Here is a 12,612-nt window from a genome sequence, read left to right as displayed (position 1 = left end):
TATTTCCTCATCCCTATAAACGTATGAAGTTATAAAATATCACATTAGTGTATTTCCGAAACGGTAGTCTAAGCATTTCATTACGTCGCAGTCTACGGACAATTGACAGTAAGGATTACTTAAACCCAAAAAAGATCCGAACTTAAACAAATTCAAATTGAAGAATTCATCGTTCGGATATCAATTTTGACTAAAAAACTTTTGTCCAAGTCATATCTCCGTTTTTAAACTTCTGTACCATTGATGAACACTTTTTCGACCTTACTTTTAAGATCAAACGGGTTACCGCTCCACACTACAAAATCAGCATCCTTGTCTGCCTCGATTGATCCGACCTTTTCCTCTACGCCAAGGTGTTTTGCAGCGTTATATGTAATTGCCTTTAAAGCTTGTTGCTCCGTTATCCCATTTTTGATAGCATGAATGGCGCTTGTCACCAAATATTCAATGCCTACAACGGGATGATCGGTTGTGATCGAACAGGGAATCCCGGCATCCAGTAGTGTTTTTATGGTTGTCCATCCTTTATCCTTCAGCTCTACCTTTGAACGTGTAGACATTGTTGGCCCGCACGAAACACTTACGTCATGTTTAGCAATATAATCAGCGATATGATGACCTTCCGTACAATGTTCAATTGTTACATCAATATTGAACTCGCGTTTGATGCGAAGCACGGTTACAATATCATCTGCCCGGTGAGCGTGGACACGTAACGGAATTTCTTTGTTCAATACCTTAGCCAGATTTTCCAGATCTAGTTTTCTTTCCGTGTGCTTGGTATTTATGTAATTTTGAGCTTCGATTAGTTTTTCTCTTAATCTAGCAGCAACTCCCATTCTGGTAACTGGCATATTTCCTTTCTCACCATGAAATCTTTTTGGATTTTCTCCAGTTGCGGCTTTCATTCCGGAAGGTGATTTTATTACCATTTCATCAACAATTTTCCCTGCTGTTTTTAGCACAGCCATTTCTCCGCCAATGACGTTTGCACTTCCAGGCATCACCTGAACAGTCGTTATTCCAGCTTTTCGTGCATCATCAAAGCCCAGCTCCATCGGATTAATGCCATCAATTGCCCGTATTTGAGGTGTAACTGGGTCACTTGTTTCATTAAAGTCTGAGCCTTCCTTTCCAACCCCTTCCTCGGAAACTCCTAGATGTGTATGTACATCAATTAATCCTGGTGTGACAATTTTATCCCTTGCATCTATTACTTTACACCCTTTTGGAACATCATCATTCGATATGATAGATTTGAACCTTCCATTACTTATCAAGAGAACTTTATCCTCCAGGATATTGCCTTTTCCGTCATAAATTGTGGAATTTTTAATTGCTAACATGACAAAACCTCCAAAAATTTTTAAAAAAGTGATTGATTTCTGAAAATACATCCGATATAATTACCTCTAACATTATTCCTTTTTTAGATAATAAAATATATTTTTAATATTGTAAAGTAGCCTTAAAAATTTTAATAGTACCTAATTTAACCAGTATATAGTCCTAAATGTCCAGAAAGCAGGTAGTATATATGAACTATAAAATAGATGAACTAGATCGTGGAATTATTAAGCTTTTATCAAATGATGGGAGGATGTCTTTCACAGAATTAGCTGCACGCCTGAATGTAACAGAGAAAACGATTCGCCTACGCTACAAAAGTTTACTTGATAAAGAAATTTTAGATGTAGTAGGGGTAGTGAACCCAATTGCTTTAGGGTTGAAAGCTGGGGCAATTATCCAATTAAAAGTAAAATCAAAATCTATTTCGACTGTAATTGAGAAGTTAAGAAATTTAAAATTGATCCGTTATATTACGTTAACTACAGGGGAATATCCAATCCTAGTTCAAATAACGGTAGAAGATCAGGATCAAATCACAAAGGTTTTGCATGATATAAATCAAATGGAGGAAGTTACTGGTGTTAACACAATTGTACAGCTGGAAGTTTATAAAAATACGTTTGATTATCTGTTGTGAATAGAAATGAAGGGGTTAAACATCTTTTTGCATAAAGATTTTTACATAAAAATACATAGGAGTGGATAAAAATGAAAGTGTTTATTTCAGCTGATATGGAAGGAATTTCAGGAGTGGCAACAAATCAACAATTAAAAACTCCAAGTGAATATCAGCGTTTTCGTAAATTAATGACGGCTGATGTGAATGCAGCAATTGATGGAGCTATTAATGGAGGGGCAACAGAAGTGGTGGTGGCTGATGGACATGGGAATATGTCCAACATATTAATAGAAGATTTAGACACGCGAGCAAGACTTGTTTCCGGAAGTAATCGGGTGATGTGCCAGTTAGAAGGGTTGGATGATTCATTCGCCGGAATTATGTTTGTCGGGCATCACGGTCGCGAAGGTGGTTCAGATCTAACGGTTATCAGTCATACATTAGCGGGTGTTTGTGTAAATGAGATGAAAGTTAACGGAAAAATTGTAGGCGAAACGGAACTTAACGCTTATGTTGCAGGTGCATTTGGGGTTCCACCGTTATTCATTAGCGGGGATGATGCCTACATAAAAGAAGTGAAAGAAACATTACCAAATGTCGAATCAGCCATTACCAAGCGTGCAGTTGATCGCTTTGCAGCGGAGTTGATTCATCCTGAAACAGCTCAAGATGCCATACGACAAAAATCGGAAGCTGCTGTTCAAAAGGTAAAAGAACAGAAGCCAGTAACATTAAACGGGCCAATTACATTTGAACTGGAATTCAAAGGTCCCCAGCAAGCTAAAATGACAACTACACTCCCAACAGTTGAATTAATAAGTCCTAAGAAAATCCGCTTTACATGTAATGACATGGTTGAGGCATACAAACATATGTGGGCTTGCGTCATTATTGCAATAACCGCAACAAATGGAGTTTTAGGAAATGTTAATGCGTAAAAACATAGAAAACTAATTATGATGGGGGTGCTATTAAGCTATGTATATTGTAAAACGATTTTTAACGATGCTGCTCACGATATGGGTAATTGCTTCTTTAACGTTTGTCATTATGAAGTTCATTCCAGGTGATCCGTTTGCATCGGACGCGGATGTTCTTCCAGAAGAAGTTGTTGAGAACATGCGGGCGAAATACAATTTAGACGAGCCAATTCCTATTCAGTATGTGCTCTATATTAAAAATCTGGCAATGTTCGATTTGGGTCCATCCATCCAATCGGAGACACGTACCGTAAATGACATTATCGCATCGGGTTTTCCAGCTTCTGCAACATTGGGACTTCAGTCATTGCTTATTGCCATAGTATTTGGATTATTGTTAGGGATCATCGCAGCATTATACCATAACAGATTCCTGGATTATGTGTCGATGGTCATTGCCATTGTTGGGATATCTGTACCGAGCTTTATCTTAGCTCCATTACTAATCAATTATTTCTCGGTTAAGTGGGGCTTGCTTCCAGTTGCATCATGGGGATCTTTTCAACATTCCATACTGCCTACGTTAGCATTGGCAACTACACCTTTGGCAGTTGTTGCCCGGTTTATGCGTTCGAGTATGCTGGACGTTATGAATCAGAATTACATTAAAACAGCTGATGCAAAAGGGTTATCGTCATTTAAGATTGTTCTCAAACATGGAATACGGAATGCGATCTTACCTGTCGTATCCTTTATTGGCCCACTCTTCGTGTCGTTGATTACGGGTACTTTCGTTATTGAAAAAATATTTGCTATTCCAGGTATCGGTAAATATTTTGTTGACAGTATTTTTAATCGTGATTATCCAGTAATTATGGGTACAACAGTATTTTTTAGCGTAATTTTAGTTTTTACTTTGTTTTTAATCGATATTTCCTATCGATTAATTGATCCAAGAATTAAGCTGACAAGTAAGGGGGATTGATCATGGGAAAGCAGCTGGATAGTACTTTGTTTCGACCGGCAGATCCAACTAAATTGCAGGCAGATTCGATTCAGCGTCCGAGTTTAAGTGTTTGGAAGGATACATTGTTAAGTATTGTAAAAAACAAATTAGCTGTATTGGGACTAGTCCTTCTTTTGGTTATTATTTTCTTCGGGATATTTGGTCCATCCATGGTTCCATACAGTGCATCTGAACAAGATTTAACCGGGGCGAATATAGCGCCATCTGGTGAGCATCTGTTTGGAACGGATGATCTGGGGCGTGATATGTGGTCCAGAACATGGCAGGGGGCAAGGGTATCATTAACAATTGGTTTTTTTGCAGCATTAATTGACCTCGTTATTGGTGTAATTGTTGGCGGTGTATCGGGTTATATGGCTGGCAGGGGGAAAATAGGAGACCGAATTGACAATATATTAATGCGAATCGTAGAGATTTTATATGGTATCCCTTACTTACTTGTAGTTATCCTCTTAATGGTAATTATGGAGCCTGGTGTGCTGACAATCATTATTGCATTATCTGTTACCGGCTGGGTAGGAATGGCACGAATTATTCGCGGACAGGTTCTGCAGCTAAAGGAACAGGAATATGTAATGGCTGCGGAGAAACTCGGAACGTCACATGCAAAAATAATTTTTCGACATCTGCTGCCTAATACGCTTGGAATTATTATTGTTAATTTGACATTTACCATTCCAACGGCGATTTTTGCTGAAGCATTTTTAAGCTTCTTGGGCCTTGGGGTACAAGCCCCATTTGCTAGCTGGGGTACGATGGCTAACGATGCATTGGGCGTTATCTTAAGTGGACAATGGTGGAGACTATTTTTTCCAGCCTTTATGATCTCACTAACCATGTTTGCTTTTAATGTGTTTGGTGACGGATTACAGGATGCGCTCGATCCACAAGCACGTAATTAGGAGGTAGGCAATATGAGTCATTTATTAGAGGTTAACCATTTAAAAATAAATTTTAAAACATATGGCGGCGAAGTAAAGGCTGTTCGAGATGTTTCCTTTCACGTCGATAAGGGTGAGGTTTTAGCAATTGTCGGAGAAAGCGGCAGTGGCAAAAGTGTAACCGTACAATCAATTATGGGCCTTATCCCAACACCACCAGGCATTATTAAAGGTGGCAGTATCCGATTTCAAGGAAAAGAACTTTTAAGAAGGCCTAAAAAGGAATTACGGAAAGTAAAAGGTTCTAAGATCGGTATGATTTTTCAGGATCCAATGACATCATTGAATCCTACTATGAGGGTTGGGAAGCAAATCGAAGAAGGATTAATAATTCATCAGAGACTATCAAAATCAGAGGCAAAAAAGCGCGCAATTGAAATGATCAAGCTTGTAGGTATCCCCAATCCTGAAGAACGTTACAATCAATATCCGCACGAGTTTAGTGGGGGAATGCGGCAACGGGCCATGATTGCCATCGCGCTCGCTTGTAATCCAGAACTGTTAATTGCTGATGAACCAACAACTGCATTAGATGTGACGATTCAGGCACAGGTACTGGAGTTGATGAAACAAATACAGGAAGAAACAAAAACATCCATCATCTTAATTACGCATGATCTTGGTGTCGTAGCAGAAACAGCCCAGCGAGTTATCGTGATGTATGGCGGAATGATGGTGGAGAGTGGAACCGTATTTGATATATTCGAAAATCCAAAACATCCGTATACATGGGGATTATTAAATTCAATACCAAACATTGATGAAGAAGAGAAGAAACAACTGGAACCAATTGATGGATCACCCCCAGATCTATTTGCACCACCCAAAGGATGTCCGTTTGCACCGCGATGCAAGTATGCAATGGAGGTTTGTTTAGAAGAAATGCCATCAGAATATGAAATCGATGGCGGTCACGTTGCCAAATGCTGGCTGAATGATCCGCGTGCACCTAAGGAAGAAGAACTGGTCGCGCTTGGGAGGGAAGAATGGTGACGGAACAGCTTGTTGAAGTCCAAGATTTAAAGAAGTATTTTCCAATTAAAAAGGATCTTTCGGTCAAATCTGTTGACAATATATCTTTTACAGTGAAAAAAGGAGAAACATTTGGACTGGTAGGTGAAAGTGGAAGCGGCAAATCCACGTTGGGGAAAACGCTAGTAGGACTACAGCAGCCCACCGGAGGAAATATCATCTACAATGGTCTAGATGTAACGAAATTTAATAAAGAAATGAAACGAAAAGTAAACAAGGAAATGCAAATTATCTTTCAGGATCCTCATGCATCACTTAATCCCAGAATGCGGGTAGGGGATATTATTGCAGAAGGATTGGATGCCTATAAACTTCTTAAAGGAAAAGAGCGTACGAATCGGATTTATCAATTACTGGAGCGTGTCGGGTTACGTCCAGAACATGCAAAACGGTATCCGCATGAATTTAGTGGTGGACAAAGACAGCGGATTGGTATAGCCAGAGCACTGGCAGTTGAACCGAAATTTATTGTGGCTGATGAACCAATTTCTGCATTAGATGTTTCCATCCAGGCACAAGTAATTAATTTAATGGAGGATTTGAAGAAATCTGAGGGATTGACATATCTATTTATTGCCCATGATCTTGGAATGGTAAAACATATTAGTGATCGCATCGGTGTCATGTACCTAGGGAAAATGATGGAACTAAGCAGCAGCAATGATATGTTTAATCGTCCATTGCATCCATATACACAGGCATTATTATCCGCAATCCCACAGGCAAATCCGCGTACTGCAAAAAGGGATCGGATTGTGCTTGCTGGTGATCCGCCTAGCCCGACAAATCCACCCAGTGGCTGCCGTTTTCGTACAAGGTGTCCGCATGCAATGGAGATCTGCTCTCACCAGGAGCCACAATGGAAAGAGGTGGAACATGACCACTGGACAGCTTGCCATTTATATTAACTTTTAGGGGGTGAGCTTTACACCTGGCTCAGGTGATGAAGATACAATAAAAATATTAGGGAGTGAAGGGAAATGAAAAAAGGGTTTCTAGCATTGGTAATGTTACTGACAATCTCTACTGTTCTTTCAGGATGTTATGGCGGGGGAGGAGATGAGGAGTCCTCCACCGATAGTAAGGATAGTGGTGAAGTAAAACAGGAAATCGTCGTAAATGCTATGACAGAACCGCCGGCAATTGATCCGGCATTAGCAACTGACACGACTTCTGGCTGGATTTTAGACCATATTTTTGAAGGGTTATATACACGGGATAAAGAAGGGAATCCAGTTCTAGGTGCAGCAAAGGATGTAAAAGTATCAGAGGATGGTAAAACATACACCTTTACATTACGTGAAGATGCGAAATGGTCGGACGGCTCACAGGTAACCGCAGAGGACTTTGAATATGCCTGGAAGCGTGTGTTGAACCCTGAAACGGGAAGTGCTTTTGCTTTTTATATGTACTATATTAAAGGCGCTGAAGCGTACAACAAAGGCAATGGTTCAGTTGAAGATGTTGGTATTAATGCAGTAAATGATACAACATTTGAAGTTCAGCTGAATTCACCACTAGGATATTTTGATAGTTTACTAACATTGTGGACATTCTATCCAGTACAAAAAGAAGCCGTTGAGGCAAATGAAAATTGGTCAGCAGAGGCAGATACGTTTGTAAGTAATGGTCCATTTAAAATGTCAGAATGGAAACACGATAGTTATGTCGTTATTGAAAAAAACGATGAATATTATGATAAAGATGTAGTGAATTTAGAAAAAGTTACATTTGAATTAGTAAACCAGGCAACAACATATTACCAAATGTTCAAAACGGGTGAACTGGACCTAGTGATGACATTACCAACTGATGTTATTGCAACAGAGAGGGAAAATCCGGAATATAAAGAGGTCCCTTATTATGGAACCTATATGTATATGTTTAATGTAGATAAAGAACCTTTTACCAATAAAAAAGTTCGTAAAGCATTTGCCATGGCAATTAATCGTGAAGCATTAACGAAAAACGTAACATTAGGTGGCGAAACACCGGCATATGCAATGGTGCCACCAGGGGCAAATACGCCAAATGGGGATTTCCGTGAAAATGGTGGTCCGCAATTTGAAGAAAAGACTGAAGATGCTAAGAAGCTGCTTGAAGAGGGTATGGAAGAAGAAGGCTGGGATACGTTGCCGGAAGTTACATTAATGTACAATACATCGGAAAACCATAAAAAAGTAGCAGAAGCTGTTCAGGAAATGATCAAGAAAAATCTAGGTGTGAGTATCCAACTGGGCAACCAAGAATGGGGAACATATTTAGAAACAACGAAACAGCACAATTTCCAAATGGCTCGAATGGGCTGGATTGGTATATTCCTAGATCCAGTTGTAAACCTTGACTACTATTTGGGTGATAGTCCGAATAACCGTACAGGCTGGGTTAATGAAGAATTTGATTCCATCATGGCAAAATCCAAAGTAGAGCAGGATCAGGAAAAACGGTATGAGATGCTCCATGAGGCTGAGAAAATTTTGCTTGATGACATGCCGTTTATGCCAGTATATTTCTACAAAAATAACTATCTGGTAAATACACAATTTGAGGATATTGTCTATTACGTCAATCGTTATCCTAATCTCAAATGGGCATCAAAATCTGCTGAATAGTATAGTTTATATATTGATAAAGCCCCTTTCCAATAATTAGCTTTTTGCGAGTTGGATTCACAAGGGGCTTTATCCTCTTCATTATGCTATTTTCAGAGGATTGTTGTTTAGTATTGCAAAATATGAATACTGTGATGTAAGTAATAATTAAGTTTAGTTTTAATCGCCCTCCGCTCCCCGGAAAGCGTAGTGTATACGGGCTGCGGGTTTTATAAACTATTTGAAATGGTTAATATATTGCGCATTTTTCCGAAATTGCGAGGTACAAGGTTAACAAAATATGTGAAATGAGATTTAATTTGGGGATGATGAAAATGAGGAAATTTATCGGATTGAATTGTTTTGTTGCAGTTGTTTGGATTGGCTGTAAACTAGTTTTAGATTGGTCACTGGTGGAATGGATAAACTACACCTTTCTGTTTGGATTGATTTCCTCAATCGTCACCGCTTGCATCAAGATATGGCAAACCAAATTTTTGGATTTATTTATAAATGGATTTCGGTCAATGGGGCAATTCTTAATGCCTGCTGGCAAGTCCAGATCTCTGCAGCGAGCAGACCAGCGATTTGCCAATGATGAAGGGTTAAAACAATTTAAACAATCTACAGCAAAATGGCTGCTTCTTTTTGTGTCAAGTTTTTCTTCGGCATCAACCCTTCTATCTATTATTGGATTAGTTGTTTTTTACAGTAATTAACAATTTTTATAAAGGAGCTCAAACATGGCTAATTCGTCAAAAGATCAACTATTGTCCACCTATTTACATGTATATGGTGCATATCAACCAAAAGTAATCCCGAATCAAAAGGCTTTTACATTTATTTCAAAAGAAACGGGAATACCACAAGTTTGGAAATGGGATGAGGAAACATCTCAAATTAAACAATATACCGACTTGAAGGATCGCGTTCTTTCTGTCCATCATTCCCCATCAGGAGATAAAACAGTAGTTGGGATGGATTATAAAGGGAATGAAAAACAGCAATTATATTTGTTGCGTAAGAATGGTGAGATAGTGGAGGAGCTTGTCATATCAAGTGAACATTTTCATCAATTTGGCGGGTGGTCACCAGATGAGACGAAAATAGCCTTTTCAAGTAACCGCCGTCATCCAGGTTATTTTGATGTTTTTATACTGGATATTGCAACAAAGACAGAGGAACTCGTGTATAAGGTAGACGGAAACTGTACACCAATTTGCTGGACAAAAGATGGGAAAAGCCTAATCCTAAGTATGCCGGATACGAACATTGATCAATCATTATATGTGTTACATGCAGAAACAAAAGAGTCTTATAAATTAGGCAAAGAAGATACATTAGCGAGGTACCAATCATTACAATTGACAAAGGATGGCATGGGAGGAATTCTTTTATCTGATATAGATCGTGACACTTTAGGCGTTTACCGGTTTTCATTCACTGAACCATCCAAGCTAACGGAACTGGTCACTGTTGAAAAGTGGGATATTGAGGAAATAAAACTGTCTCCAGGTGAAAAAAAGCTTGCATTCACCGTAAACGAAGGTGGTACTTCCCGGCTTGGCATTTATGATTTTGATACACAGACATACAACTATATCAAAGGAGTTCCAACTGGTGTCATGCAATCCCTTTCCTGGTTATGTGATCAGGAATTACTCATTAATGTAAAAAGCGCTGTACTTCCGGGTGATGTATGGAAAATCAATCTATATAACTGGAAGACAGAACGGGTTACCTTTGTTGGTGAAGCGGAGGAGATACAACATTTATGGACGGAACCAGAATTGGCCAGCTTCATTTCCTTTGATGGATTAGAAGTACCGTATTTTTATTATGGGGATAAGAAGCGATCACAGCCTGTTGTCGTATATGTACATGGGGGTCCAGAGAGCCAAATCCGTGCCGAGTTTAATCCTGTTATACAATTTTTAGCTGCAAATGGCTTTGCTGTAGCAGCTCCGAATGTTCGTGGCAGTATGGGATACGGCAGGAATTATGTGAAACTGGACGATGGACGAAAGCGGATGGATTCCGTTGCTGATTTAAAATGGCTTGTTAAAGACCTAGTCGATAATAAAAAAGTTGATCCTAAAAAGGTTGGGATAATGGGACGCAGTTATGGCGGATTTATGGTGCTGGCTGCATTGACACACTATCCGGATGTCTGGGCGGCAGGAGTGGACATCGTTGGTATATCACACTTTAAGACATTTTTAGAAAATACCGGACCATGGAGAAGAAAATTAAGGGAGTTCGAATATGGATCATTAGCAAATGACACAGAATTTTTTGAACAAATTGCCCCTTTAAATCATACAGACAAGATTTCTGTTCCATTATTGATTTTTCATGGTCGAAACGATACAAGAGTACCGGTAAATGAGGCTGAACAGCTGACGGCGGATCTAAAAGGTCAGGGGAAACAAGTGGATCTCGTGATTTTTGAGGATGAGGGACATCAAACGGAAAAAATAGAAAATCATATTCATATGAATACAATGATTGTTCAGTTTATGGAGAAATATTTATAGTTTTTACAGCAAACATACACTTGGAAAAGGGATGATTCTTTATGACTGGAAATTTTATTAAAAATATAACCCCTCAATTAATAAAATGGCGCCGTTCATTTCATTGTGAACCTGAATTGGGTTTTATGGAATATGTGACGACATATAAACTTGGCAAGGAGCTGCAAAAACTTGGCTTTAACCTAAATGTTGGAAAACAGGCATTAGATGATGAATCCCGCTTAGGACTGCCAAACGAAGCTGACCTTAAAATACAGGAGGAAAAAGCGGAATTGAAGGGTGTTGAGAAAGCATGGTTAGATAAAATGCGTGGCGGTTTTACGGGTCTAGTTGCAACATGGGATACTGGAAGAGAAGGTGACCATGTAGCATTTCGTTTTGACATTGACGCCCTGCCGATTAATGAGATTGCAGATGGGGAGCATTTTCCATCCTTAAATCATTTTGCCTCTAACGAAAAGAATGTCATGCATGCGTGCGGCCATGATGGTCATATGACGATAGGGCTAGGGGTCGCTGCTTATATTGCTGCACACCAAGACAGCTTAAAAGGGCGCTTTACATTATTATTTCAACCTGCTGAAGAGGGGGGAAGAGGCGCTAAAGCAATGACTGAAAAGGGATGGCTGGACGATGTAGACTATTTTTACGCGGGTCATATTGGAATTCAATCACTGCCAGTAGGAACAGTGGCAGCTGCAATACAGGGATTTCTTGCATCGACAAAATTAAATGCGTATTTTTCAGGTGTTGCTTCACATGCCGGAATGCACCCAGAACTTGGAAGAAATGCACTGCTCGCAGCTACCACTGCGGCAAATAATTTGTATGCTATCCCACGCAATAGTGATGGAATTACCCGTATCAATGTAGGAAAAATTGTGGCTGGAAGCGGACGAAATATTATTCCTGAAAAAGGTTATATTGAAGTCGAGACTCGTGGCGAAACACAGAAGATTAATCAATATATGCTTGACGAAGCGTCGCGCATAATTCATGCGTCAGCGAACATGCATAACGTTACATGCAGAATTGATCAAGTGGGTGTAACTGAAGAAATAGCCTGTGATACAGCACTGATTCCAAAGATAGAAAATTGGTGCAGCAATAGTGAATTAGTTAATGAAATTATTCCTATAGCACAAGTCTCCGGTTCAGAGGATGCCAGTTTTATGATGAATCGTGTTCAGCAAAAGGGAGGAAAAGCTACTTATATGCTGTTTGGAACGGAATTAAATTATCCGCATCATCACCCGGCATTTGATTTTCAGGAGGAAGTTTTGCCAGTTGCATTAGAAACTTACGTTAACATTTTGAAGGGAGGATCTCCAGATTGCAAGAAGCATGGCTAGCTTAGAAATTATGCAATCTCAATCTTACCGACACGATGGAGACTACCAGTGGATTCAGCCGATTATGCTTTTCAAAGGAAGAAAAGAAAGCACATTTACAGTTTTGAAAAATTGCAGCTGAGCTTGAGCTTGTCACGCATCAGGATGAAGCAGGAACATGGAAGCGAAATAGCTGTCCGGGCTTATTTTTATTCCTTGTAAAATGGACTTAGTCATCATCCGGACGAATTTGCATCAATTGAA

At 39.4% G+C, this 12,612-nt stretch carries 11 protein-coding genes; 10 read left to right on the top strand and 1 reads right to left on the bottom strand.

Annotated elements, in window-relative coordinates:
- Positions 1–224: 224 nt before the first annotated feature.
- The gene (locus IEV74_RS05260) at positions 225–1,346 is read right to left on the bottom strand and encodes an amidohydrolase (protein WP_188454281.1); all 1,122 of its coding nucleotides are present in this window, start codon (positions 1,344–1,346) and stop codon (positions 225–227) included.
- Between the two features lie 191 nt (positions 1,347–1,537).
- Here IEV74_RS05260 and IEV74_RS05255 point away from each other — a divergent pair, with 191 nt between their 5' ends.
- The 10 genes from IEV74_RS05255 (at position 1,538) to IEV74_RS05210 (ending at position 12,369) form a co-directional block, all read left to right on the top strand.
- Positions 1,538–1,987 (top strand): Lrp/AsnC family transcriptional regulator, encoded by a 450-nt coding sequence (locus IEV74_RS05255; protein WP_188454280.1) that lies wholly within the window; start codon positions 1,538–1,540, stop codon positions 1,985–1,987.
- Positions 1,988–2,058: 71 nt separating this feature from the next.
- A complete protein-coding gene (locus IEV74_RS05250) occupies positions 2,059–2,907 on the top strand; it encodes a M55 family metallopeptidase (RefSeq protein WP_188454279.1) in 849 nt (282 codons plus the stop codon).
- Between the two features lie 40 nt (positions 2,908–2,947).
- The gene (locus tag IEV74_RS05245; RefSeq protein WP_188454278.1) at positions 2,948–3,874 is read left to right on the top strand and encodes an ABC transporter permease; all 927 of its coding nucleotides are present in this window, start codon (positions 2,948–2,950) and stop codon (positions 3,872–3,874) included.
- 2 nt (positions 3,875–3,876) lie between these two features.
- A complete protein-coding gene (locus IEV74_RS05240) occupies positions 3,877–4,818 on the top strand; it encodes an ABC transporter permease (RefSeq protein ID WP_188454277.1) in 942 nt (313 codons plus the stop codon).
- Between the two features lie 12 nt (positions 4,819–4,830).
- On the top strand, positions 4,831–5,850 hold the full coding sequence (locus tag IEV74_RS05235) for an ABC transporter ATP-binding protein (protein ID WP_188454276.1): 1,020 nt from the start codon (positions 4,831–4,833) through the stop codon (positions 5,848–5,850).
- On the top strand, positions 5,847–6,797 hold the full coding sequence (locus IEV74_RS05230) for an ABC transporter ATP-binding protein (RefSeq protein WP_188454275.1): 951 nt from the start codon (positions 5,847–5,849) through the stop codon (positions 6,795–6,797). Before IEV74_RS05235 ends, IEV74_RS05230 begins: the two co-directional genes overlap by 4 nt.
- 72 nt (positions 6,798–6,869) lie before the next feature.
- Positions 6,870–8,501, top strand: a complete 1,632-nt coding sequence (locus tag IEV74_RS05225; protein ID WP_188454274.1) for a peptide ABC transporter substrate-binding protein — start codon at positions 6,870–6,872, stop codon at positions 8,499–8,501.
- A 314-nt stretch (positions 8,502–8,815) separates the two neighbouring features.
- Complete coding sequence (locus IEV74_RS05220) at positions 8,816–9,199, top strand: DUF3899 domain-containing protein (RefSeq protein WP_188454273.1); 384 nt, start codon at positions 8,816–8,818, stop codon at positions 9,197–9,199.
- Positions 9,200–9,223: 24 nt separating this feature from the next.
- The gene (locus IEV74_RS05215) at positions 9,224–11,017 is read left to right on the top strand and encodes a S9 family peptidase (protein WP_188454272.1); all 1,794 of its coding nucleotides are present in this window, start codon (positions 9,224–9,226) and stop codon (positions 11,015–11,017) included.
- A gap of 41 nt (positions 11,018–11,058) precedes the next feature.
- Positions 11,059–12,369, top strand: coding sequence for an amidohydrolase (locus IEV74_RS05210; RefSeq protein ID WP_188454271.1), 1,311 nt, complete (start codon positions 11,059–11,061; stop codon positions 12,367–12,369).
- Positions 12,370–12,612: the final 243 nt, after the last annotated feature.

Origin of the sequence: Virgibacillus oceani (assembly GCF_014638995.1) — a bacterium.
Classification (GTDB): domain Bacteria; phylum Bacillota; class Bacilli; order Bacillales; family Amphibacillaceae; genus Virgibacillus_E; species Virgibacillus_E oceani.
Note: the sequence above shows the minus strand (reverse complement) of the source record. Positions and strands in the feature narration are given on the sequence as shown.